This is a genomic window from Rheinheimera sp. (genome assembly GCF_030690345.1).
Lineage (GTDB): Bacteria > Pseudomonadota > Gammaproteobacteria > Enterobacterales > Alteromonadaceae > Alishewanella.
In genome coordinates this window covers 627,689-651,362 of record NZ_JAUYGV010000006.1, presented here as the reverse complement: position 1 = coordinate 651,362, position 23,674 = coordinate 627,689, and the positions used below count along the sequence as shown (strand labels likewise).

Genomic DNA, 23,674 nt, shown 5'->3' with positions numbered 1-23,674 from the left:
TTGCTTTGCTACACAACATAACATGCTGTAGCACATTAGTTTAGCCCCTTTTAATATTAACAACTGCAACAATATGGCTTGAATAACGCGGCAACTTTGCCAGACTTTAGCCAAAGCAGGACTAAGGAAACTAATTATGGCGCAATGGCTTAGCGGCACAGTAACTGAAAACCGGCACTGGCATGCCAATTTGTTCAGCATTAAACTGCAAACACCCGCCTTTGACTTTACTGCCGGGCAATTTGTCCGGCTGGCGTTGGATACCCCGGATGGCCGCTTGCAGCGCGCCTATTCGTTGGTAAACAGCCCGGGCAGTGCAGAGCAGGAGTTTTTAGTCAGCACTGTAGCCGGCGGTAAACTGTCACCGCTGCTGCAACAGTTGAAAATGGGCGATACGCTGGAAATAAGCCAACCGGCTTCCGGCTTTTTTGTATTGGATGAAGTACCAGACGGCGACAACCTGTGGCTGATGTCCAGCGGCACCGGCATCGGGCCTTATTTAGCTATGCTGGGCACACATAACCTGTGGCAACGTTTTAACCATATAGTGCTGGTACACAGCGTGCGCACTATCGCCGATTTGGCCTATCGCGAGCTTATTCAGCAATACCAGCATCAATACCCGGGCCAACTGCACTACCAGCCGATAGTAACCCGCGAGCCAATGGCCGGTGCCCCGCACAAACGCCTGCCGCTGCTGATCCAAAGCGGCGAGCTGCAAGCGATATGTAAGCAGTCACTTACCAACCGTTCACAGGTAATGCTGTGCGGTAACCCGGAGATGATTAAAGATAGCAAAGCGATGCTGGAAAGTATGGGCTTAAAGAAAAACCTGCGCCGTGAGCCCGGCAATATTACCGTAGAGCAGTATTGGTAGCCTGCGCAGGGTAAACCCCGCGCTAAAAAATACCCGCCAGCGAGCGTAGCAGGCCCTGATGCAGCGGTTGTTCGGCGTCTTGCCAGCTTAGGTTAGCTTTATTGGCAAAGCTAACCACTTTTACCTGATACTTGCGCATATCGGTATCGCGCTGCCATAACTGCTCAAAGGCTCCACTGTCGCCTTGTAACAGCTGATGCTCGCTGTATTCCTGCACTTTTTGTTCTGAATCCGGCGAAATACGCTCGGCAATCTGAATATCGGTTAGCATGGTGTAGTACTTATCCTGCACCAGCTGGTTACCGATATATTCAGCGCCGGCAAAGGCGGCCAGTACCACTAAAGCGCGGGCGATGTCTTTACCGTCGATATTGGTACCAACAGAGGTATCAACAAACACTGCTGCATTGCGGTTATAACGCTGATTGCGCTGCTGCGGTGTTTCCGGCGGTGGCGGTGGTGCCATGCCGGGGTCCAGCAGTTGCTGTACTTCTTCGGCAGTCATACCGTATTCATCGGCCAGTACTTTGTCCGGCCGCTCTTTTAATACGGTGCGTACATTCACCTGCAACCAGTATTGCGCGTTAATAGGCGAAGCTACCAGTTGGTAGCCGCGTGACAGCATAAAGTTGCGCACATCGTCGCCCAATGGTAATTGGTACTCTGCAGCGGTTTGGCGGATATCGAGAAAAATGGTGCGCTGCTCCGGCTCGACCGGATCCAGATACACCGTTTGGCTCATCCGCGTTTGTACATCCAGGTTGCGTTTTGCCACCGAGGTATGCACTGCAGTGCAAGCCGACAGCAGCCATACCGCCAGTAGCAGGAAAGCTATACGCATTTAGAATAAACCGGCCAGCGCCCGCACCATACCTTGGGTCAGTTCCGGCTCGGCTTCCGGCCATTTTAAATTGGCCTGGTTGGCAAAGCTAACCACCCGGGTTTGATATTTGCGCATATCGCTCTGGCGCTGATAACTGGAGGTAGTACTGCCGCTATCGCCCTGGATCAACTGATGCTCAGAGCTTTCGCGCACTGTGCCGTCAAAGCGCTCCATAATCTGAATATCGGTAATTACGCTGTAGTACACATCTTCTACCATCGCATCAATGACGGTACCGGCTACCGCACCGCCAACTACTGCACCAATAGCTGCACCACCACCGGAGCTACCGCCGGTAGCGCGGTGAATGGCATAACCTGATACCGCACCGCCTGCCATGCCAGGGCCCGCTGCCAGCGCACCGCTGGTAGCGCGCGCATTGCTGCGGCCTACCTGTAATACGTTGGCTTGCAGCCAATAATTAGCCCGTGACGGGCTGTCTATAACCTGGTAGCCGCGCGCTTGCAGGCTTTGGATTACCTGAGGTTTTAAATCAAACTCCGGTTTATCGGAGGTATTGCGGATATCAACAAATACCGTGCGCTGCTCCGGTTCTACCGGGTCGAGGAAAATAGAGCTGCTCATTTTGGTTTGCACATCTAAATTACGTTTGGCCACAGCGGTGTGCAATGCACCGCAACCGCCCAACACTAAGCTGACAACGGCCACTGAGCTGATTAACAGGGTTTTCATCTTGGGTATCCTCTGTGCTGATATCACTTCGCTTTGCGCTGCTCCAAATTTAGGCGCGCGGGGCTGAATCATATCTGAATAATTAACCGGAGTTTATACTAAAACTTACAACAGCAGAATACGGCTTTGTAAGCAAACATAAACAGATGAAATTACGCGGCGCCGATGGTTTTACCTTTACTTTTACGTGCCAGCCGTTACAATGTCCGCCGCTCTTTTGACCGAAATTTACACAGCTCTTTTCAAAATAAGGTAATTGCTATGCATCCGATGTTAAACATCGCGGTTCGCGCTGCCCGCAGCGCCGGTAACGTGATCGCTCGTGCCTGTGGCCAGTTAGATATGGTTCAGAAAGTACAAAAAGGCACCAACGACTTTGTTACCAATGTCGACAGAGAAGCTGAACAAGCCATTGTTCAGGTGTTACAAAAATCGTTCCCGACCCACGGTATTGTCGGTGAAGAGCATGGTGATTACGGCAACAGCGACAGTGAGTTTCAATGGATCATTGACCCACTGGACGGCACTACCAACTTTATAAAAGGCATTCCGCACTTTGCGGTGTCTATCGCGTTAAAACATCAGGGTAAATTAGACCAGGCAGTGATCTTTGATCCACTGCGCGGCGAGCTATTTACGGCATCCCGTGGCCGTGGCGCCCAGTTAAACGGTACCCGTATTCGTGTAACCAACCTGCCTGATATGCAGGGCACTATTCTGGCTACCGGTTTTCCGTTTAAAAACAAAACTCACTTACCGGCACACAGCGCCATGTTAGCGTCTTTACTGGCCGACGCTGCGGACATTCGCCGCACCGGCTCTGCCGCACTGGATTTAGCCTATGTGGCTGCCGGCCGGTTTGACGGTTTCTTTGAAATTGGCTTAAAGCCGTGGGATATCGCTGCAGGCGAGTTAATTGTGCGCGAGGCCGGTGGCCTGGTGTGTGATTTTGTCGGCGGCAATAACCAACTGCGCAGTGGCAACATTGTTGCCGCCAGCCCGAAAGTACTGGCCGGCATGCTCAAAGGTATTCGCCCGCACCTGACAGAAACATTGTCTCGTTAAGTCAGGTACAACACACCGCGACAGCACAGGTTAGAACCCCGATGCACAGCCACAGAGTGTCTGAACAAGCCAGGGATGGCTTGTGAGTTGCTGTTGGCGAGCACAGCGGGTGTTGTAACCTGGCAATGGCCCCGCTCGCCGGCTGCGCATCGGGGTTCCGGACTATAGAGCTACAGTTGCGTAATACTGTAGCCTTGCTCCCGCAGCAATTGCAGCACATTACTCTCCCCCGCCAGATGCAAAGCCCCGACTAATACCAGCTCCACTTCAGGCGTGGCCAGCATCTGCTGTATTTGCGGCAGCCAGTTTTTATTGCGCTGCACCAGCAACGCTTCGTAAAACTGCTTACCTTCCGGTGTATCGGTAAAGGCCATTGCCAGCTCTGCCATAGTGTCGGTGTCGCCACTGCGCCAGGCGGCAATAATTTTAGTCAGTTCAGCTTCAAGCTCAGATAACTGCTGCAAATTTTGCTGCACAAAAGCATCTTCATTATTGGCGGATATATTCAGCAGCATGCTTAGTTGCTGCTCTACGGTTTCCAGAAACAGCAACGGCTTGTTATCCGCCAGCGCTTGTTTGAGGAAATACATATCCACGCCCTCTCCGGCCATACCGGCTTTTTGCAACGCAACCTGCATTAAGGTCAGCAGCACAAAATCCGGCTTAAAACCGTTTAGCGGCGCCAAATCAACGCCCTGAGTGCTGGCATACTGCTGTAACTGCTGATAGGTTGTTGCCGATAATACACCACTGAGCTTGCGGCCATCTTTGTACATCGCCTGTTGCATCAGCAGTTGCATACCTTGCGCGGTTTCTAACTCGCGCACATCGGTTTCAAACACCAGGGTATCGGCTTGCCGGTAAGCTGCGGCAAATTCCGCCGGTAACGGAAACTGCTCTGGTGGCAATAAATGCACGGTACCGGCGATATATAACTGCTGTGCACCTTTACTGACTTGCCACACTGAAGTGTCAGCCTGCAACGCTGCGCTGCAAAACAGTGCCGTAGCACAGCACAGCCTGATTAACTTAACCATTTATTACTCCTGTTATTTTGCAGGCGGGATCTCTACCGGCAGCTTACGTTCACACCACTCACGATAGCCGCCAGCTAAACTAAACACATTTTGATAACCCATAAGCTGCAGCGTTTGCGCCGACAAGGCCGAACGATAACCGCCGCCGCAGTACAAGACAATTTTCTGCTTTTTATCCGCTACGGTTTGCTCAATATCGCGCTCAATAATACCTTTACCCAGGTGCATCGCCTCGGGTAAATGGCCGGCGGCCCATTCATGATCCTCGCGGATATCCAGCAGCACATAAGGCTGATTATGCTCGAGCAACTCAGTAATACCGATTTCTTTAATTTGCGCTTTGGCCTGCTCTACCAGGGCAATAAAACCCGGTGCGTGGTGTTTACTCATGCTGTTGATCCTTATTTTGCCGGTGCGAAAAACAAAAATGCCGGTCACTGACCGGCATTTTTAACATCTTTAGCAACGTAATTACAGCAAGGCGTCGGTATTTTCGCCTTCTTTTTCTACCGGCGGTGGCGGCAGCATATCTTCGCGGCTGATACCGAGAATTTCTGCTATCGCACTGGCGACATAGATAGAAGAGTAAGTACCGATGGCGATACCAAACAGCAAGGCCGTAGCAAAACCATGAATTAACGCCCCGCCCATATAAAACAGCACCACTAACACCAGCACTGTGGTCAATGAGGTGATCACTGTACGGTTCAAAGTGGAGGTAATAGCATCATTAATGGTGTCATCCACGCTGGTATCGCGCAGCTTACGGAAGCTCTCGCGAATACGGTCAAATACCACTATGGTGTCGTTAATCGAGTAACCTATCAGCGCCAAAATGGCTGCCAGCACAGTTAGATCAAACTCTAACTGCAGTACCGAGAACAAGCCCATGGTTAAGGTAACATCATGGAACAATGCCGTTACAGCACCAACAGATAAACGCCACTCAAAGCGCATGGTAACGTAAAGCAAAATACCGATCAGCGCTACCAGCATCGCCAGGCCGCCGTCTTCTTTTAACTCTTCACCCACGCTTGGGCCAACGAACTCAATACGCCGCATGGTGACCGGCTCGGTTTCTGCCGCGTTAAGTGCTTTTATTACACTGTCACCCAGTGCTGATTGATCAACGTCGGTGCGCAGCGGAATACGGATTAATACATCGCGGCTGGTGCCGAACAACTGCACTACCGCATCACCATAGCCGGCAGCTGTCAACGTTTGCCGTACCGCCGGTAAGTTGGCCGGCTGGGCAAAACCCACTTCAATTACGGTACCGCCGGTAAAATCCAGCCCCCAGTTAATACCTTTGGTGGCAAAGGACAACAGCGAGCCGAGGATTAATAAAGTCGACAGCGCTATCGCCGGCCATTTTAACCGCATAAAATTCAGCGGCTGGCTAAAGGAAAATATTCTCATTGCATACCCCTTATATTGGCAGTGACTGCACGCGGCGGCCACCCCAGAACAAATTAACCAATAAACGGGTACCGACAACGGCGGTGAATATTGACGTTAAAATACCAATGGCCAGGGTTACCGCGAAGCCTTTTACCGGCCCGGTACCAATACCAAACAGGATTAACGCCACTAACAAGGTAGTGATGTTAGAGTCGGCAATAGTGGCAAAAGCACGGTCGTAGCCATGGTGGATGGCTTGCTGCACAGAACGCCCGTCGGCTAATTCCTCGCGGATGCGCTCGAAAATCAGTACGTTGGCATCAACCGCCATACCTACCGTTAAGACGATACCGGCCATACCGGGTAAGGTAAGGGTTGCGCCCGGGATCATCGACATTACGCCGACAATTAACACCAGGTTGGCTACCAACGCCAGGTTAGCCACCAAGCCAAAGGCTTTGTAGTAAATCACCATAAAGACCAGCACACACACCATACCCCAGAGGATAGCTGTGGTACCAAGCTCAATGTTTTCTTTACCCAGGCTTGGGCCTATGGTGCGCTCTTCAATAATCTGAATAGGTGCAATTAAGGCACCGGCGCGCAGTAAGGTAGCCAGATTTTGCGCTTCACCCGGCGAGTCGATACCGGTAATGCGGAAATCCCGGCCTAAACGCGCCTGAATGGTGGCGTCGTTGATCACTTCCTGCTGCTTAATCAGCACAGGATTGCCATCCGGGCCAAGCTCGGTGCCGGGTTTATATTCAATAAACACCGACGCCATGCGCCGGCCAATAGCATCGCGCGTAGCTGCAGATAACATATTGCCGCCTTTGGCATCCAGCTTAATGCTCACCTGCGGCCGGCTGTACTCATCAAACGCCGAGTTAGCGCCGGTAATGTGCTCGCCGGTTAACATAATGCGTTTTTCCAGCAGCACCGGGCGGCCATCACGGGTGTAATACAGCTCAGCATTCAGCGGCACACGGCCCTCTAAAGCAGCGGCTAAATCACCTTCTTCATCCACCAGACGAAACTCCAGTGATGCGGTAGCACCGAGGATTTCTTTCGCGGTAGCGGTATCTTGCACACCAGGCAGTTGCACGACAATACGGTCTGCGCCCTGGCGTTGTACTAAGGGTTCAGCGACACCAATTTCATTTACCCGGTTACGGATAATGGTGATGTTTTGCTCCAGCGCGTATTCACGAATTTCTTTTAAGCGAATTTCGCTGATGCTGACCAGCAGGGTCAGCTCATCGCTACCCTGGCTGAACACCAGCTCGCGGTCGCGTTTTTTCAGTGCGGCTTCAGTTGCCGCCACATCGTCGGCTGAGCGCAGCAATACCTGGACCTGGCCACTGGCTGGGTCAGCCTGAATGCTGCGGTAACGGATTTTGTCCTCGCGCAAGTCAGCCCGAAAGGTTTGCACCATATCGTTCAGATTTTTGTCCAGCGCCGCTTTCATGTCCACTGCCATCAGGAAGTGCACACCGCCGCGTAAGTCCAAACCCAGCTTCATCGGTGACGCACCGATAGCCGCCAGCCAATCCGGCGTTGCCGGTGCCAGGTTCAGCGCGGTAATGTAGTTAGCGCCCAATTGCTGGCTGGCAATTTCACGCGCCTGCAGTTGATCTTCAGTGCTGTTAAAACGCGCCAGTAGCTGGCCGTTTTCTAACACCACTGATTTTGCTGCTATACCGGCGGCGGTGAAGCTTTGTTCAACCTGCAGCCGGGTTTGCTCGGCTACCGTACCGCCGCGGGTGGCGCTGATATTCAGCGCCGGATCTTCCGGGTATAAGTTTGGCAAGGCATACACCAGTGCCAGCAATAACATGCCGATCACTACAAAGTAGCGCCAAACGGGGTTTTGATTTAACACCTGTTTATCCTTTCTTCCGGCTTACAGAGATTTCAGCGTGCCCTTTGGCAATACAGCACTGATCGCTGCTTTTTGCACGGTCACTTCTGTGCTGTCATTCAACGCAATAACGACGAAATCTTTGTCGTCAGCAATTTTGCTGATGCGGCCCACCAGGCCACCCTGGGTTAATACTTCATCGCCTTTACCCAGCGCTGACATCAGGTTGCGGTGCTCTTTTACACGTTTGGCTTGCGGGCGGTAGATCAGGAAATAGAAAATCAGACCAAAGGCCACCAGCATAATAATTAAATCCCAACCGCCGCCCTGGGCTGGCTGGCTGGCTACGTCGGCATAGGCGTTGCTGATAAATAAACTCATTTGTGTCCCCTTAATTGTGATTAATGTTGTTCTGTATTGGTATCAACCGCGTCCAATACCGGTACCGGCAGGCCACGTTTAGCATAAAATTGTTCGACAAACTGCTCCAGGTTACCAGCGGCAATAGCCGCGCGCAATCCTTGCATCAATTTCTGATAGTGATGCAAATTGTGCATGGTATTTAATCTGGCACCCTGAATTTCATTACAACGGTCCAAATGGTGTAGATATGCACGGGAATAATTTTTACAAGTGTAACAGTCGCATTCTGCGTCTAACGGGCCAATATCGTCTTTGTATTTGGCGTTGCGGATTTTTACCACACCTGTGCTGACAAACAAATGACCATTACGCGCATTGCGGGTTGGCATCACACAATCAAACATATCAATGCCACGGCGCACCGCTTCGACGATATCTTCCGGCTTGCCCACGCCCATTAAATAGCGCGGTTTATGGGCTGGCATTTTACCGGTGGTGTGGTTTAAAATGCGGATCATGTCCTCTTTGGGCTCGCCTACCGACAAACCACCAATGGCATAACCGTCAAAGCCAATATCTTCCAAACCATTAAGCGACACATCACGCAGGTTCGGGTACATGCCGCCCTGAATAATACCAAACAATGCTGCAGGGTTATCGCCGTGCGCCTCTTTACTGCGTTTAGCCCAGCGCAGAGACATCTCCATCGATTTTTTCGCTTCCTGCTCCGTGGCCGGGTACGGCGTACATTCGTCGAAAATCATCACGATATCCGAGCCCAGATCGCGCTGCACTTCCATCGAGCGTTCCGGCGTTAACATAATGCGTTCACCGTTTAACGGTGAGCGGAATTTAACGCCTTCCTCGGTAATTTTACGCAGCTCGCCGAGGCTGAATACCTGAAAACCGCCGGAGTCGGTCAGAATAGGCTTATGCCAATGCATAAAGTCGTGCAAATCACCGTGCTTTTTGATGATCTCTGTGCCCGGGCGCAGCATTAAGTGAAAAGTGTTGCCAAGGCAAATTTGTGCGCCGGTAGCGTCCAGCTCTTCCGGTGTCATGCCTTTTACCGTGCCGTAGGTGCCAACCGGCATAAACGCCGGCGTTTCTACTACGCCACGCTCAAAAATCAGCCGGCCACGGCGGGCCTTGCCATCTGTGGTATCTAATTCAAATTTCATTACTATCCTCATACGCCGGAAAAACAGTCCGGCTTTTTTGCGCCGCCGATTATAGCAGCTTAAGTGACAGAAGCTAAGCTGAACAAAGCGTGGCGAACTATTGAAGCTGCAGCAGGGTGTTCTTATGCAGCAGCGGCAGGGATGCCGCGGAGGCTGAGACAGCACAGGGACGTGCTGTCGAAGGCGGCGAAATAAGAATTTCCCTGCTGTAGGCCTAATCCAAACACAACTTTAACGAATAAACATCGCATCGCCGTAAGAGTAAAAGCGGTATTGCTCAGCAATCGCCGTTTTATAAGCATTCATTACATTTTCACGGCTACTGAATGCCGATACCAGCATAATCAGCGTAGATTCTGGCAAATGAAAGTTAGTGATCAGTGCATCAATCACCTTAAATTCGTAGCCAGGATAGATAAAAATCTGCGTATCACCGTTATAAGCCACCAGGTTACCGCCGCCTTGCTGCGCCGCCGATTCCAGCGAACGTACCGACGTAGTGCCCACCGCTACCACGCGGTTACCGCGCGCTTTACATGCAGCAACGGCGTCCACAACCTGCTGCGGCACCTCGATATACTCGGCGTGCATCTTATGCTCTAACACGTTATCCACCCGCACCGGTTGAAAAGTACCGGCGCCAACGTGAAGCGTAACATAAGCAAATTCAACGCCTTTGCTACGTAATTTATCCAGCAGCGGCTGGTCAAAATGTAAGCCGGCGGTAGGCGCGGCCACGGCGCCCGGCTTTTCGTTATACACCGTTTGATAGCGCGCTTTATCTTCTTCGTTATCCGGCCGGTCAATATAAGGCGGCAACGGCATATGGCCCAGCCGCTCCAGCATCGCCAGCACCGGCTCATCGCTGAGCACTTCGAGCTCGAACAATTCGTCGTGGCGCTGGTTCATCCGCACTTCGGCGCTGTTTTCCAGCACTAATACCGTGCCTGGCTTAGGCGCTTTACTGGCGCGCACATGCGCCAAAAAGCGCTTGTCATCCAGCATGCGCTCTACCAGTACTTCTACTTTGCCGCCAGAGGCCTTTTGGCCGAATAACCGCGCCGGTATTACCTTGGTATTGTTAAATATCAGTAAGTCGCCCGACTGTAAAAAGTCAGCTAAGTCTTTAAAGATATGGTGTTGTAACTCGCCACTATGTTTATCCATTGCCAGTAAACGGCTGGATGAACGCTCGGCTTTTGGAAAACGGGCAATAAGCTGCTCGGGCAGCTCGAATGAGAAGTCTTTAACTTGCATTTGAATTCCTTGGCTTTACCGACCAGAGGGCACGGCTGTAAAAAAACAGCCGGCATTTTAGCAGAACAACTGCCTTAGCGGCATTTTTGTTGCAACACTTCGGTGATCAAATCGGCCATCAGCCGGTAGCTGCGTGCCTTGGTTGAAGTGGGCCGCCACGCCACACCGATATCACGGTACGCCGCGGCACTGCCCGGCGACTGCGCCATCAGGCCGGTGCCGTCCAGCACGCCGCTGTTAATAGCCATTTGCGGCATAAAAGTCACGCCCAGTTTATTGTTTACCATCTGCGTTAGAGTATGCAGGCTGGTGGCAAAAAACGGGTTAACCTTGCGGCTGTCTTCCAACTCACAAGCCTTTACCGCATGGTTAGTTAAGCAATGCTCACGTTCCAGTAAAAAGATGCTTTCGTCCGGCCACTGGCTGATGTCTTTATTAAAGCCCCTGTCTTGCCAGTCTTTATGCAGCACCAGTTTAAACGCATCCTGCGCCAGCACTTCGGTATGAAAGGCGCCGGTTTCGTACGGCAACGCCAACAACACCATATCCAGCCGGCCTTCGGCCAGGCCATGCAGGGAATTGTCTGAGGTATCTTCGCGCAATAACAGCTGTAAATCGGGGTAACGTTCACGACACAGCGCCATCACCTCAGACAGTACAAAGGGCGCAATAGTAGGAATGCAGCCTAAGCGAAAGGGGCCGGTCATTGGTTTACCCTGGCATTTGGCAAACTCGGTCAGTTCTTCACATTGCTCAATAATGTATCGTGCCTGGCGCACCACATCTTCGCCCAGTGCGGTAAAGATAAAAGTCTTATGATCGCGCTCCAGCAACTGCGTTTGCATGGTTTCTTCTAAATTAGCAATGGCGGCACTCAGCGTAGACTGGCCGATATAACAGGCATCGGCGGCACGGCCAAAATGCTGGTGCTCGTGCAGCGCCAGCAAATACTGTAGTTGTTTAATACTGGGCAAACGCTTCATTACTAATTCCGATTAAAAAAAGACTGAACAGCCAATATAAGTGCTTAAACTCTACGCCGGAAAGCATAGCGATGCAAGCGGCAGGCACTGCGTGTCAAATTGTCACCAAAATTACAACTGATAATAAATAGTAAATACAATTTCAATTAGTTAGCTCTTAAACTACGCATTTGTGTAAATTGAAGTTTGAATAAAAATTTCTTTTGTTATAGCGTAATAACTGAATTGTATTAAGCCCGCTTATCTGCGTCCCTCTTACCGCACTTGCGGGTGCAGCTGTGTACATTTCACATAATTGAATGACCTCCCGCTTGCGAGTTTTGCGGTCCGCGTTGTATCGGGTATGCCATCTGAAAACTATAACAATCACCTGGAGGGTGAACATGTCCGGAACACATAACAAATTATTGCTGGCTGGTGTCAGCATTTTAGCCGCTGCTGTCAGCAGCGCCATGGCCGCGCCGGCAGACGCTGTGCGCTTAGCGGCAGAGCAAGCCGGCAGCCAGCGCTACATCGTTAAATATAAAGACAGTAACCTGAATAAAGACCCACTGCTAAGTCGCAGCAAAGTGGCGAAAGATGCCAGCTTGTCGGCACTGGCAAACAGCAGTGAGCGCTTAAGCCGTCAGGGCGCGCGTATTCACCATGTGCTGGCCAAACGTAATGCTATTGCCGCAGAGCTTAGCCCTGCCACGGTTAAAGCACTGAAAGCTGATCCTAATGTGGAATATGTTGAGCGTGATTTGCCGCGTTTCCCGATGATGCAACAAGTGCCTTACGGCTACACTATGGTGCAGGCCGACCAGGTCAGCGATGAGTTTGCCTCTAACCAAACCGTCTGTGTTATCGACTCGGGCCTGGGTTTACCGCACGAAGATTTTAACGACGCCAATATCAGCGGTACCAATGACATCGGCACCGGTAACTGGTTTGACGCCGGCGGCCCGCACGGCACCCACGTAGCCGGCACTATCGCCGCATTGAATAACGATGTCGGTGTTGTCGGTGTGCTGCCAAACGGCAACGTAAAACTGCATATTGTAAAAGTATTTAATGACGATGGCTGGGGCTACTCCTCTACGCTGGCACAAGCGGTTGATACCTGTGTGCAAAACGGCTCTACGGTAATTAATATGAGTTTAGGCGGTGCAGGTTCTAATATCACTGAAAGCAATGCGATGCAAGCGGCCTATGATGCCGGCGTACTACTGATAGCTGCTGCCGGTAATGACGGTAATACGGCACTGTCTTACCCGGCGTCTTATGATTCGGTGGTTTCTATTGCCGCAGTAGACGACACCAAAACCCATGCCGACTTCTCGCAGCGTAATGCGCAGGTAGAACTGGCGGGCCCGGGCGTAGATGTGCGCTCAACTTATCCTACCGGCACGGCACTGGATGCCACCTTAACGGTAAACGCGACAGCGTACAGCGTAAACCCGATGGAGGGCTCCGGCACCGCCGATTTAACAGCTGAGCTGGCCGGTTGTGGTTTAGGCCTGGAAACCTGTACTGATGTAGCCGATAAAATTTGTTTAATTGAACGCGGCGAAGTGGCTTTTGGCCAAAAAGTGGCATCGTGCGAAGCCGGTGGTGGCATTGGCGCCATTATTTATAACAATGAACCGGGTAATTTCAGCGGTACTTTAGGTGACGCCCCCACTACCACCATAGCTGCGGTAAGCCTGTCACAGGAAGATGGCCAACTGTTGCTGACGCAACTGGGTAGCGATGCCAGCTTATTTGCCGGTGCCGCAAACTACGGCCTGATGAGCGGTACCTCTATGGCGTCACCTCATGTTGCCGCTGTCGCGGCTTTAGTATGGAGCCACTACCCGGCTTGTACTAATGCGCAAATCCGCAGTGCCTTAGCTGCAACGGCAGAAGATTTGGGCGCGCCGGGTCGCGATACGTCGTACGGCCATGGCTTGGTGCAAACCAAAGCGGCTGTGGACTATCTGGCCGAGTTTGGCTGCGATGGCGATGATACTGAGCCACCACCGCCGCCAACCGCAACTGAACTGACCAACGCTGAAACCGTGTCCGGCATTACCGGTACCGGTGGTGAAGAACTGCTGTACAGCCTGGCCGTGCCGGCCGGTGCCGGCAACCTGTCATTTGTGATGAATGGCGGCAGCGGTGATGCGGATATGTACGTTAAGTTTGGCAGTGAGCCCAGCGCATCTGACTGGGATTGCCGGCCGTATGAAGCGGGTAATGATGAAAGCTGCGCTATCGACCCGGTGCAAGCCGGTACTTACTATGTGAAGTTAATCGGCTATACCGACTTTGCTGACGTGAACCTGACCGGTAGCTTTACCGCCCCGGATTTACCGGATGCCGGTGGTGAAACCATTACCGATATCAATATCGCCCGCCGTGCCTGGCAGCACTATACGCTGGAAGTGCCTGAAGGTATGGCACAGTTAACCGTTGAGATCAGCGGTGGCCGTGGTGATGCCGATTTATACATTAAACATGGCAGCCAGCCTACCAGCGGTAGCTACGATTGCCGGCCGAATAAAAACGGCAACAGCGAAACCTGTGTTATTAACAACCCGCAAGCCGGCGTTTGGCATCTGTCTGTGTATGCCTTCCGTGCAGTAAGCGGTTTAACCCTGGTAAGCGAATACCAACCGTAAGCCGTATTACAAACTACTAACGCAAGTGATAAAAAAGCCCTCATTAAGAGGGCTTTTTTTTGGCTGTTAATGATATAGCACGCTCAGATGCTGAAAATAGCCTTGAGAATAAAGAAAAATATTATCGCCAGGCCTGCACCTACAGGTAAGGTAATAATCCACGAGATAAAGATATTACGCACCACGCCCAAATTAAGCGCGGCAATACCGCGGGCTAAACCAACACCCAATACCGCACCCACCAGGGTTTGCGTGGTAGAGATAGGCAAGCCGGCACCAGAGGCGATAACCACGGTAGACGCCGCCGATAACTCAGCAGCAAAACCACGGCTTGGTGTTAAATGCGTAATGGCCGTACCTACGGTTTTAATAACCCGTGCACCTAAGGTCGCCAAACCGATAACGATACCAATACCGCCTAACGGCAGTATCCACCACGCCAGTGCAGCCTTGCTGGCAATTTCACCACCGCTGGTTACAACACTGACTACCGCAGCCAAAGGTCCGATAGCATTGGCCACATCGTTTGAACCATGGGCAAACGCCATACAACAGGCGGTAGTAATCATTAACACACCGAAAATACGTTCAACATTGTTAAACTGCATTTTCTTATCGGCGGCAGGGTCAAACTTCAACTTACTGATCACCACTTTGCCGATTGCGCCAACCACCAAGGCTATAGCTAACGCAATGTAATAGCCGGTTGCGGTGCTGATATCCAAACCAACATGTACCAGGCCTTTTTGCACAGTAACCAGCGCCATCATAAAGGCAGCAAACGCCATATAAAACGGTACGTACTTTTTTGCATTGGCCAGCGGCGCATCAGTGTCAAAAATTAGCTTTTGCGCACTCATAAAGAACATATAAGCCAGCACCCCGGCCAGCATCGGTGTCACTATCCAACTGCCGACAATACCGCCAACTTTCTCCCAATGCACGGCATCCATACCCACGCCGACAGCAGCAAAACCAATAATGGCGCCAACAATAGAATGGGTTGTCGATACCGGCCAGCCAAAGTACGAGGCTACAATCAGCCAGGTGGCTGCTGCTAATAACGCCGCTATCATGCCGTACACCATCAGCTCCGGAGCATCGACAAAGAACGCCGCATCGGTAATACCACCGCGAATGGTAGAGGTAACCGAACCGCCGGCTAAGTACGCACCGGCAAATTCAAAAATAGCTGCAATAAAAATGGCTTGTTTAATGGTTAGTGCCTTAGAACCAACCGAGGTACCCATAGCATTGGCTACATCGTTAGCACCCACACCATACGCCATCATAAAACCGAATACGGCGGCGATAACAATCAGAATCAAGCCGTAAGATTGAATAATATCCATCAGGAAAACCTTTTAAAATTAACGGGCGAGCATAATTTCGAGACGTGAACCAACCTTCAGCGCCACGTCGGCTAAATCACCAACCCACTCCAGTGTGCGGTATAAAAACATCACATCTATCGGGTTCAGTTCTTGTTCTGCCAAACGTAAGGCTTTACGCAGTTTTATCTGCATCTCGTCAGTATCGTTTTCAATAATATCCAACTGCTCTACCATCTTGATCACCAGGTCAACTTCGCGACCACGGAAACCGGTTTCCAGCAGTTCGTCCAGCTCGTTAATCACTTCGCTGGCCAGGGCGGTAGCGTCAATACAACGCTGCACGTAGGTTTTAAAATCTGCCTGCAAGCCAAGTGGGATCAACAGCTCGCGGCCCAGCACACGGCCGGTAATATCTTTGGTTTTGTTGGCAATTTTGTCCTGCTGCGACACTAATTCTAAAATGTCGGTGCGATCGACCGGTAAAAACAGGCCGCGCGGGAGGTTAACGCGGATTTCGCGCTTTAATTTGTCGGCTTCTTTTTCCAACGCGACGATATTTTTGCGTACATCCGCGGCAAGTTGCCAATCTTGTTGATACACCGCATCAAAAAACGGCAGTAACAATTCGCTGGCCTGATGTACCTTGCGAATATGTTCTTCTATCGGTTTAATCGGTGATTTGGCAAACACGGATAAAAAAGTACTAGCTGGCATAGCCTGGCCCCGTAAGTTGGTTTGACGACAGTCGGCGCGCATTGTAGCGGCATTCCCGACACATGAAAAACGAAAAATGAACGCCAAATGAAAACGCCCTGAGCAAAAGCCTGGTCAGGGCGTTGGTTAACTAAAACAAAAACCTCACAAAATCAGCTACGTGCTTCCTGCTCCAGCTTCTCTGCACTGCTGTGGCGCACTACTTTGCCTTTAACAAAGAAAATAATATATTCCGCCAGGTTCTTACAGCGATCGCCAATCCGCTCCAGCGAACGGGCCGACCACAGCACATTCATTACTTTCGGGATAGAACGCGGGTCTTCAATCATATAAGTCATTAACTGGCGTGTAATGGCCTCGTACTCACGGTCGACCTTTTTATCTTCTTTATGTACCAACAGCGCCGTTTCCACGTCCATCCGCGCAAAAGCATCCAATACATCGTGCAGCATCTGGCCGACATGACGGCCTAAATTGTCCAGATTCACCAGTAAATCCTGCTGTTCACTGTTAAAGGATTCCAGCGCTACCCTGGCGATACGCCGGGTTTCATCGCCAATGCGCTCTAAATCGGCGATAGTTTTCATAATCGCCATAATTAAGCGCAAATCACTGGCGGCCGGTTGGCGTTTGACAATAATGCTGGTGCATTCTTTGTCAATTTGCAGTTCCCAATCGTTTACTTTTAAGTCGGTGTCGATAACCAGTTGTGCCAGCTCAGCGTCAGCATTGGCTATTGCCATCAGCGAATTATTCAGCTGTTGCTCAATCAGCCCACCCATCGCCATTACGTGATTGCGCACTTCGTTAATTTCGTCATTAAAAGAACTGGAAATATGTTTGCTTAAATTGAGCTTATCCACTGCTGGCTCCGTTTGGTTTGCTATATCAGGATCTCACCTGCTGTTATCGGCTAAGTATAGGCAGAAAGCTAAGCTTCGCACCAGCAGACAGACCACTAACAAGCGCTAAATTTTTGTTGCGCTGCCATTGAGCCCCGCAAATTGGCTGATGAAAGCACGTTGCTAAGCTATTAAATTTACAATTAATGTTAGCGGTACATTTTAAAACTTTTCGGCAACAGCTACACTCTGATAGTGTTAATAACCTTTTAGCCGGCTGTGGCAGTAGTGTCCGCTGTTACTTTTACTTCAGGTATGACAGGAATAAATTGAATGAAGCAGTTAGTACTTACATTAATAGGTAAAGATAAAGCTGGTTTAGTCGAGAAACTGGCCACTGTAGTCAGCGAGCATAACGGTAACTGGATGGCCAGCAATCTAAGTCATTTAGCCGGCTATTTTGCCGGTATTTTGCAGGTAGAAGTGGCCGAACAGGATTTGCCGGCACTCACTACCGCACTGGAACAAATCACTGATTTAGATATTAAAATTCAACACGGTATAGTGGGCAATTTAAATGCACAGCAACATCTTAAATTTGTGATCACTGGCAATGACCGGCCGGGTATAGTGCGTGAACTGTCCTCAGTAATTAAACACAAAGGCACCAATATAGTGCATTTTGAAAGCAGCAAACAAAGCGCGCCGAATTGGGGGGTGCCACTGTTTAATGCTATTGCTACGGTGGAACTGCCGGCCAGTGTCAGCCGCGATGAAGTGATAAAAGCACTGGAAGCAATCGCCACCGATATCGTCGTGGATGTAGAAACCGAACATTGACGCAAAATACGCTGCCGGTAGCAGCATTTTGTTGCACCGGCCGCGGCTTTCACTATTTTGTCATAAAAATGCCATAGAGTAAGCCCAGTCGTAGTCAGGAGCTGGACCATGCAACATACAGATACTACTCTGGAATTCCCCACCTACCCGCGTGAACTAAGCTGGCTGGCCTTTAACGGCCGTGTGCTGCAGGAAGCTGCGGACGAGCGCAACCCGCCGATAGAACGGTTACGCTTTCTCGGTATTTACTCCAATAATATGGATGAGTTTTTCCGCGTCCGGGTAGCAGATGTTAAGCGCCGTATTTTACTGAAAAAATACCAGTCTGATGAACAGGAAGATGCTGAAGATTTGCTGCAGGAAATTCAGCAACAGGTGCTGCAACTGGGCACCCGCTTTAACGCCATCTACCTGGATATTCAGTTAGAGCTGCGTAAACACAATATCGAGCTGATCGATAACTTTAAGCTGAGCGAGCTGCAATCCGGCTGGGTAAAAAGTTACTTTCGCGATGAGGTGATTAAACACATATCACCGATGATTTTATCCGGCGAAGAAGTCAGCCTGCCCAAAGCTCTGGAAGATAACACCACCTACCTGATGGTTGAAATGACCGGCAGCGGCAAGCCGCAATATGCCATAGTGCAGGTACCTACCAATGAGTTATCGCGCTTTATTGAGCTGCCACTGCACCTAAATACCCGCAAGAAAAACGGCCACTACCGCCGGCAAATATTATTGTTGGACGATGTGATAGTGCACTGTGTTGCCGACTTATTCGCCGGCTTCTTTGAGTTTGATCATATTCAGGCTTACTCGCTGAAACTCACCCGCGATGCCGAATACAATATCAGTGATACGTTAGACCAAAGCCTGATTGATAAAATGTCGAAGGGTATTCGTCAACGCTTAAAGTCCGAACCGGTGCGGCTGGTGTACGATGCGGCAATGCCGGAGCAAATGCTCAAAGTACTGAGCAAGCAACTGGGCACCAGCTCGGTAGACTCGCTGATCCCGGGCAGCCGTTACCGCAACTTTAAAGACTTTATCGGCTTTCCGAATATCGGCCATCAAAGCCTGGAATTTCCGGCCATGCCACCGCTGAAAAGCCCCGACTTTGAGCAACATACCACCAGTTTTGATGCCATTCGTGCCGGCGATATATTGTTGTACTACCCGTACCATAACTTTGGTTATTTTACCGAATGGGTGCGCCAGGCCTCGTTCGACCCCAAAGTTACCCACATTAAAATGACCATGTACCGCGTGGCCAAGCATTCCCGTGTGATCCATTCCTTGCTGGATGCGGTGCGCAATGGCAAAAAAGTCACGGTAGTGGTAGAGCTCAAGGCGCGCTTTGATGAAGAAAACAACATCAATTGGGCACGTAAAATGACCGAGGCTGGTATTCAGGTGGTGTTTGGTTTAACCACGCTGAAAATTCACTCTAAGTTGTGCCTGATAAGCCGGATGGAAAAAGGCAAACCAGTGCACTACGGCCATATAGGTACCGGTAACTTTAACGAGAAGACCGCGCGTATTTATACCGATATGAGCCTGTTTACCTGCCACCAGGAAATTACCGCTGAAATTGACCAGGTGTTTGAGTTTATTGAATACAGCTACCGGCCGTATCAGTTTAACCACCTGATTGTTTCCCCCACCTGGAGCCGGCCGCGTTTAATGGCGCTGATCCAGCGCGAAACCGATTTTGCTATCAGCGGCCGCAAAGCCGAAATTTTCCTTAAGGTGAACAACCTTGTTGATCAGCAAATTGTTAACCAGCTGTACCGTGCCAGCCAGGCCGGAGTGAAAATTCGTATTATAGTGCGTGGCATGTGCTCGCTGGTGCCCGGGCTCGCCGGCAAAAGCCAGAATATTAAAGTGATTTCCGTGCTGGATCGGTTTTTAGAGCACGCGCGGGTGTATGTGTTCCATAACGGCGGCGAGACTGATTTATACCTGTCTTCGGCCGACTGGATGACACGTAATATCGACCAACGGGTTGAAGTAGGCGTACCTATTTACGATATACGTTTAAAGCAGCAAATATTAGATACGCTGGATATTCAGTGGCGGGACAATGTAAAGGCACGTATTATTGATGCCAGACAAAGCAACGCCTATGTAAAACGCGGCAATAAACGCAGCATCCGCTCACAGCAGCAGATCTACGATTATTTCGCCCGTCAGCAGGGGCTGCATAACGACGCCGAGACTTAATGAACGATACTTTGCCCCTACCAGAGCGCCCGGACAACCAAGCCTATATGGCGGCGGTTGACCTGGGCTCTAACTCCTTTCACATGGTGATAGCCCGTGTAGTAGATGGCGATATTCAGCTGCTGCACCGGGAAAAACAAAAAGTGCAGCTGGCCGAAGGCTTAAACGAACAACTGGTGCTAAGTGAAGAAGCCATAGAACGCGGCCTTAGCGTACTGGCGCAATTTGCCGATACCCTCACCCCGTTTGCGCCGCAATCGGTGCGGGTTATTGCCACTTACACCCTACGACGTGCTCGCAACTCCGCCACTTTTTTACGCCGCGCTAAAGCGGTGTTTCCGTTTCCGATAGAAGTGATTTCCGGCCAGGAAGAAGCGCGTTTTATTTACCAGGGTGTGGCGCATTTCGAGCATTTTTCCGGCCGCCGGCTGGTGATTGATATCGGCGGTGGCAGCACTGAGTTCGCCATTGGCGAAGGCTTGCAGCCGCTGCGGTTAAGCAGCCGCAATATGGGCTGTGTCAGCTATGCGTTGCAGCACTTTGGCCAGGGCCGTATCAGTGACAAACGTTTCAGCCGCGCTATTTTGCAGGCCGAGCAAGAGCTGGAGCCTATCGTCAGCAGTTTTAAAACCGCCGGTTGGCAACAAGCGGTAGGCACCTCCGGCACGGTAAAAACCATCCGCGACATTATTGTCGGTATGGGCCTGAGCAACAATGCGCTGGAGCTGGAACACCTGCTGGCGTTAAAACAGCATTTAATAGAGCAGGAAAACAGCTACCAGTTGGATTTACCCGGTTTAACCGATGATCGCAAACTGCTGATTTGCTCCGGGCTGGCGATCTTAATTGCCGCCTTTCAACTGCTGCAAATAGAGCAACTTATTTATATTGATGCGGCGCTGCGTGAAGGCGTGCTGTACGAAATGAGCGACCGCCTGCAGCACCTGGATATCCGCGAGCACAGCGTCGCCAGTATGCAACGCCGTTATGATGTCGATATGGCGCAAGCCGCCCGGGTCAGCGATACCGCGTTGCTGCTGTTTAGCCAGGTGCGCAGTAAATGGCAGCTTACCGACGAAGACGCCATGCTGCTGGGCTGGGCCGCAACGCTATACGAAGTAGGGCTGCACATTAACTCGTCCGGGGTACAAAAACACTCGGCGTATATTTTACAGAACGCCAACCTGCCGGGTTTTAACCAAGAGCAACAACAGCTTATCGCCACCCTGGTGCGCTTTCACCGGCGTAAGATCCGGCTGGAAGAAATGCCGGCTTTTAACCTGTATCAGCTATCGCAGGTAGTCCACCTGCTGGTATTACTGCGCCTGGCGGTGCTGTTAAACCAAAAACGTCGCGATGATTTCCTGCCCCAACTCAGTGTCATTGCCGATATGCAGGCACTGCAGCTGAATTTAGACGCCGACTGGCTGGCACGGCAAAGCCTGTTAGCCGCCGACTTGCTGTTGGAGCAAAAGGCACTGAAAAAAATCGCCTTTGTGCTCGATTGCCCGGGCTTAACCGATGCGGTACCGGGTTAACACCCATACCGCCCGGCGAGTGTCTAACCCGGGTTAGCTGTGCAACACCCCGGGCAGGTGCTGCCGCAGCGCTGTCTGCAACCACATAAGCTAAGCATTGCAGAGGCTGCAGCCAAGCTACATATCAGTCGTAAGCAGTTATCGCTGTTTGTTAACGGCCACAGCCCGGTATCGGTACTACTGGCGAAAAAACTGGAGCTTGGTACCGGCATCAGCGCGCAGTTTTGGCTAATTCGCCAGCAAAAATATGACTTACATAAAACGGCAACGCTCAATGTCGTAGCGGAGCCGCTATACCATTATGACTAATCAATACAAATAACGACGGACTAAATGGCAACACCTTTAAAACATTAGGAACTTCGCGTGGGCATTTTTGAACGTTATTTATCGGTGTGGGTGGGGCTGTGTATTGTCGCCGGCGTGCTGCTGGGCAACCTGCTGCCGGCAGTATTTCAGGCTATCGCTGCGCTGGAGTACAGCCAGATAAACCTGGTAGTAGCACTGCTGATTTGGTTAATGATTTACCCGATGATGGTGCAAATTGATTTTGCCGCCATTAAAGATGTTGGCAAAAAGCCCAAAGGTTTAATACTAACGCTGATAATGAACTGGCTGGTTAAGCCTTTTACTATGGCGGCACTGGGTTGGTTGTTTTTTAAAGTGTTTTTTGCAGGCATCGTCGACCCGCAAAGCGCGAATGAATATATCGCCGGCATGATTCTGCTTGGCGTAGCGCCCTGCACTGCTATGGTGTTTGTCTGGAGCCAACTGACCAAAGGCGATGCCAATTACACCCTGGTGCAGGTGTCAGTAAACGACATTATTATGATTTTTGCCTTTGCACCGCTGGCCGCCTTGCTACTGGGTGTCAGTGATATCGTCGTGCCCTGGCAAACCTTGCTGTTATCGGTGCTGCTGTATGTGCTGCTGCCGCTGATCGCAGGAGTGCTCACCCGCAAGCGGCTGAACAACGGCAGCAGTGAACAGCGTATTGGCCAATTCTTAACTCAGGCCAAGCCGTGGTCGATGATTGGCTTACTGGCCACAGTAATGCTGCTGTTTGGCTTTCAGGCGCAAACCATAGTGGCAAAACCGCTGATTATCTTGCTGATTGCCATACCACTGCTTATTCAAACCTACGGCATTTTTGCCATTACCTACGCTGCCGCTAAAGCAATGAAACTGCCGCATAATATCGCCGCCCCGGCCTGTATGATCAGTACTTCAAATTTCTTTGAACTGGCAGTAGCGGTAGCAATTGCGTTGTTTGGTTTAAACAGCGGCGCGGCCCTGGCTGCAGTTGTCGGCGTGCTGGTAGAAGTGCCGGTAATGCTATCGCTGGTGTGGTTTGCCAACCGCACCCGGCATTGGTTTAGCTAACTGAATTAACTGTAAAACTCACTATGACAGGACAAACAATGAGCCATCCGTTTGATATTCTGCCGCTAAACAACGGCAAGCTAATGTTCACCCCCTGCCCCGGCACTAAAGGCACCAGCCTTGTCGACAGTGTGCAGCAACTTAACAGCGCCGGCGCAGTTGCTATTGTTACGCTGATGCCACAGCATGAGCTGGCACAAAATAATGTGGATAGTATCGGCGCTATCTGTAGCGAATTGGGCTTACAGTGGTTTCAGTTACCGATAGAAGATGATTGCGCCCCACAACAACCGTTTGAGCAAGCCTTTGCTGCGCATAAGGCCGACATACTCAGCCTGCTGCAAGCGGGCAAAACGGTAGCCATTCACTGCAAGGGCGGCTCGGGCCGCACCGGTTTAATGGCCGCCATGCTGATGACGCAGCAGGGTTACAGCAAAGCTGACGCTACAGCGCAGGTGCAACAGCTTAGGCCAAAGGCACTCTGCCATCCGGTGCATCAGGCGTATTTCGCCAATTTTATTGTTTGAAGTAGCAAAGCCTTTTCACTGTTTTAAACT

At 50.9% G+C, this 23,674-nt stretch carries 22 protein-coding genes; 9 read left to right on the top strand and 13 right to left on the bottom strand.

Translation table 11 applies throughout. The features are described from left to right. Positions 1-136: 136 nt before the first annotated feature. Positions 137-877: a ferredoxin--NADP reductase gene (locus tag Q8O77_RS07540; protein ID WP_305552243.1), complete on the top strand. Its 741-nt coding sequence runs from the start codon at positions 137-139 to the stop codon at positions 875-877. A 22-nt stretch (positions 878-899) separates the two neighbouring features. Here Q8O77_RS07540 and traT read toward each other — a convergent pair whose 3' ends face one another. Both traT and Q8O77_RS07530 read right to left on the bottom strand, forming a co-directional pair. Next, positions 900-1,718, bottom strand: a complete 819-nt coding sequence (gene traT / locus Q8O77_RS07535) for a complement resistance protein TraT (RefSeq protein WP_305552242.1) — start codon at positions 1,716-1,718, stop codon at positions 900-902. Beyond that, positions 1,719-2,453 carry a complement resistance protein TraT gene (locus Q8O77_RS07530; protein WP_305552241.1) on the bottom strand — a complete coding sequence of 245 codons (735 nt, stop codon included), beginning with the start codon at positions 2,451-2,453 and terminating at the stop codon, positions 1,719-1,721. It abuts the gene before it with no gap. Between the two features lie 261 nt (positions 2,454-2,714). Here Q8O77_RS07530 and suhB point away from each other — a divergent pair, with 261 nt between their 5' ends. Continuing rightward, complete coding sequence (gene suhB / locus Q8O77_RS07525) at positions 2,715-3,518, top strand: inositol-1-monophosphatase (RefSeq protein ID WP_305552240.1); 804 nt, start codon at positions 2,715-2,717, stop codon at positions 3,516-3,518. 170 nt (positions 3,519-3,688) lie between these two features. Here suhB and Q8O77_RS07520 read toward each other — a convergent pair whose 3' ends face one another. The 8 genes from Q8O77_RS07520 to Q8O77_RS07485 form a co-directional block, all read right to left on the bottom strand. Continuing rightward, positions 3,689-4,555, bottom strand: coding sequence for a TraB/GumN family protein (locus Q8O77_RS07520; protein WP_305552239.1), 867 nt, complete (start codon positions 4,553-4,555; stop codon positions 3,689-3,691). Between the two features lie 12 nt (positions 4,556-4,567). Beyond that, positions 4,568-4,945: a rhodanese-like domain-containing protein gene (locus Q8O77_RS07515; RefSeq protein WP_305552238.1), complete on the bottom strand. Its 378-nt coding sequence runs from the start codon at positions 4,943-4,945 to the stop codon at positions 4,568-4,570. An 81-nt stretch (positions 4,946-5,026) separates the two neighbouring features. Continuing rightward, the gene (gene secF, locus Q8O77_RS07510; protein WP_305552237.1) at positions 5,027-5,974 is read right to left on the bottom strand and encodes a protein translocase subunit SecF; all 948 of its coding nucleotides are present in this window, start codon (positions 5,972-5,974) and stop codon (positions 5,027-5,029) included. Positions 5,975-5,984: 10 nt separating this feature from the next. Continuing rightward, on the bottom strand, positions 5,985-7,838 hold the full coding sequence (gene secD / locus Q8O77_RS07505; RefSeq protein WP_305552236.1) for a protein translocase subunit SecD: 1,854 nt from the start codon (positions 7,836-7,838) through the stop codon (positions 5,985-5,987). A gap of 21 nt (positions 7,839-7,859) precedes the next feature. Beyond that, positions 7,860-8,198: a preprotein translocase subunit YajC gene (yajC, locus tag Q8O77_RS07500; protein WP_305552235.1), complete on the bottom strand. Its 339-nt coding sequence runs from the start codon at positions 8,196-8,198 to the stop codon at positions 7,860-7,862. A gap of 20 nt (positions 8,199-8,218) precedes the next feature. Then, positions 8,219-9,361 (bottom strand): tRNA guanosine(34) transglycosylase Tgt, encoded by a 1,143-nt coding sequence (tgt, locus tag Q8O77_RS07495; protein ID WP_305552234.1) that lies wholly within the window; start codon positions 9,359-9,361, stop codon positions 8,219-8,221. A gap of 231 nt (positions 9,362-9,592) precedes the next feature. Continuing rightward, positions 9,593-10,618 (bottom strand): tRNA preQ1(34) S-adenosylmethionine ribosyltransferase-isomerase QueA, encoded by a 1,026-nt coding sequence (queA, locus tag Q8O77_RS07490; RefSeq protein ID WP_305552233.1) that lies wholly within the window; start codon positions 10,616-10,618, stop codon positions 9,593-9,595. Between the two features lie 74 nt (positions 10,619-10,692). Continuing rightward, on the bottom strand, positions 10,693-11,601 hold the full coding sequence (locus tag Q8O77_RS07485) for a hydrogen peroxide-inducible genes activator (protein ID WP_305552232.1): 909 nt from the start codon (positions 11,599-11,601) through the stop codon (positions 10,693-10,695). 383 nt (positions 11,602-11,984) lie between these two features. Here Q8O77_RS07485 and Q8O77_RS07480 point away from each other — a divergent pair, with 383 nt between their 5' ends. Next, positions 11,985-14,243 (top strand): S8 family serine peptidase, encoded by a 2,259-nt coding sequence (locus Q8O77_RS07480; protein ID WP_305552231.1) that lies wholly within the window; start codon positions 11,985-11,987, stop codon positions 14,241-14,243. Between the two features lie 83 nt (positions 14,244-14,326). Here Q8O77_RS07480 and Q8O77_RS07475 read toward each other — a convergent pair whose 3' ends face one another. The 3 genes from Q8O77_RS07475 to phoU form a co-directional block, all read right to left on the bottom strand. Beyond that, positions 14,327-15,595: an inorganic phosphate transporter gene (locus tag Q8O77_RS07475; protein WP_305552230.1), complete on the bottom strand. Its 1,269-nt coding sequence runs from the start codon at positions 15,593-15,595 to the stop codon at positions 14,327-14,329. 18 nt (positions 15,596-15,613) lie between these two features. Further along, entirely contained in the window at positions 15,614-16,291 is a 678-nt protein-coding gene (locus Q8O77_RS07470; protein ID WP_305552229.1) for a TIGR00153 family protein, read from the bottom strand. Positions 16,292-16,443: 152 nt separating this feature from the next. After that, a complete protein-coding gene (phoU, locus tag Q8O77_RS07465) occupies positions 16,444-17,154 on the bottom strand; it encodes a phosphate signaling complex protein PhoU (RefSeq protein WP_305552228.1) in 711 nt (236 codons plus the stop codon). A gap of 312 nt (positions 17,155-17,466) precedes the next feature. On the opposite strand from phoU, the gene Q8O77_RS07460 reads away from it, so the two are divergent. The 6 genes from Q8O77_RS07460 (at position 17,467) to Q8O77_RS07435 (ending at position 23,644) form a co-directional block, all read left to right on the top strand. After that, positions 17,467-17,973, top strand: coding sequence for a glycine cleavage system protein R (locus Q8O77_RS07460; RefSeq protein ID WP_305552227.1), 507 nt, complete (start codon positions 17,467-17,469; stop codon positions 17,971-17,973). 108 nt (positions 17,974-18,081) lie between these two features. Then, positions 18,082-20,196 (top strand): polyphosphate kinase 1, encoded by a 2,115-nt coding sequence (gene ppk1, locus Q8O77_RS07455; protein WP_305552226.1) that lies wholly within the window; start codon positions 18,082-18,084, stop codon positions 20,194-20,196. Then, the gene (locus Q8O77_RS07450) at positions 20,196-21,734 is read left to right on the top strand and encodes an exopolyphosphatase (protein WP_305552225.1); all 1,539 of its coding nucleotides are present in this window, start codon (positions 20,196-20,198) and stop codon (positions 21,732-21,734) included. Before ppk1 ends, Q8O77_RS07450 begins: the two co-directional genes overlap by 1 nt. 39 nt (positions 21,735-21,773) lie before the next feature. Continuing rightward, on the top strand, positions 21,774-22,043 hold the full coding sequence (locus Q8O77_RS07445) for a HigA family addiction module antitoxin (RefSeq protein ID WP_305552224.1): 270 nt from the start codon (positions 21,774-21,776) through the stop codon (positions 22,041-22,043). 57 nt (positions 22,044-22,100) lie between these two features. Beyond that, positions 22,101-23,117: an ACR3 family arsenite efflux transporter gene (gene arsB, locus Q8O77_RS07440; protein WP_305552223.1), complete on the top strand. Its 1,017-nt coding sequence runs from the start codon at positions 22,101-22,103 to the stop codon at positions 23,115-23,117. Between the two features lie 38 nt (positions 23,118-23,155). After that, positions 23,156-23,644, top strand: coding sequence for a dual specificity protein phosphatase family protein (locus tag Q8O77_RS07435; protein ID WP_305552222.1), 489 nt, complete (start codon positions 23,156-23,158; stop codon positions 23,642-23,644). Positions 23,645-23,674: the final 30 nt, after the last annotated feature.

What these genes read in the sequence shown, in the direction of transcription:
- Q8O77_RS07540 (WP_305552243.1), top strand. Translation starts at nt 137, where the DNA reads ATGGCGCAATGGCTTAGCGGCACAGTAACTGAAAACCGGCACTGGCAT.
- traT (WP_305552242.1), bottom strand. Translation starts at nt 1,718, where the DNA reads ATGCGTATAGCTTTCCTGCTACTGGCGGTATGGCTGCTGTCGGCTTGC.
- Q8O77_RS07530 (WP_305552241.1), bottom strand. Translation starts at nt 2,453, where the DNA reads ATGAAAACCCTGTTAATCAGCTCAGTGGCCGTTGTCAGCTTAGTGTTG.
- suhB (WP_305552240.1), top strand. Translation starts at nt 2,715, where the DNA reads ATGCATCCGATGTTAAACATCGCGGTTCGCGCTGCCCGCAGCGCCGGT.
- Q8O77_RS07520 (WP_305552239.1), bottom strand. Translation starts at nt 4,555, where the DNA reads ATGGTTAAGTTAATCAGGCTGTGCTGTGCTACGGCACTGTTTTGCAGC.
- Q8O77_RS07515 (WP_305552238.1), bottom strand. Translation starts at nt 4,945, where the DNA reads ATGAGTAAACACCACGCACCGGGTTTTATTGCCCTGGTAGAGCAGGCC.
- secF (WP_305552237.1), bottom strand. Translation starts at nt 5,974, where the DNA reads ATGAGAATATTTTCCTTTAGCCAGCCGCTGAATTTTATGCGGTTAAAA.
- yajC (WP_305552235.1), bottom strand. Translation starts at nt 8,198, where the DNA reads ATGAGTTTATTTATCAGCAACGCCTATGCCGACGTAGCCAGCCAGCCA.
- tgt (WP_305552234.1), bottom strand. Translation starts at nt 9,361, where the DNA reads ATGAAATTTGAATTAGATACCACAGATGGCAAGGCCCGCCGTGGCCGG.
- queA (WP_305552233.1), bottom strand. Translation starts at nt 10,618, where the DNA reads ATGCAAGTTAAAGACTTCTCATTCGAGCTGCCCGAGCAGCTTATTGCC.
- Q8O77_RS07485 (WP_305552232.1), bottom strand. Translation starts at nt 11,601, where the DNA reads ATGAAGCGTTTGCCCAGTATTAAACAACTACAGTATTTGCTGGCGCTG.
- Q8O77_RS07480 (WP_305552231.1), top strand. Translation starts at nt 11,985, where the DNA reads ATGTCCGGAACACATAACAAATTATTGCTGGCTGGTGTCAGCATTTTA.
- Q8O77_RS07475 (WP_305552230.1), bottom strand. Translation starts at nt 15,595, where the DNA reads ATGGATATTATTCAATCTTACGGCTTGATTCTGATTGTTATCGCCGCC.
- Q8O77_RS07470 (WP_305552229.1), bottom strand. Translation starts at nt 16,291, where the DNA reads ATGCCAGCTAGTACTTTTTTATCCGTGTTTGCCAAATCACCGATTAAA.
- Q8O77_RS07460 (WP_305552227.1), top strand. Translation starts at nt 17,467, where the DNA reads ATGAAGCAGTTAGTACTTACATTAATAGGTAAAGATAAAGCTGGTTTA.
- ppk1 (WP_305552226.1), top strand. Translation starts at nt 18,082, where the DNA reads ATGCAACATACAGATACTACTCTGGAATTCCCCACCTACCCGCGTGAA.
- Q8O77_RS07450 (WP_305552225.1), top strand. Translation starts at nt 20,196, where the DNA reads ATGAACGATACTTTGCCCCTACCAGAGCGCCCGGACAACCAAGCCTAT.
- Q8O77_RS07435 (WP_305552222.1), top strand. Translation starts at nt 23,156, where the DNA reads ATGAGCCATCCGTTTGATATTCTGCCGCTAAACAACGGCAAGCTAATG.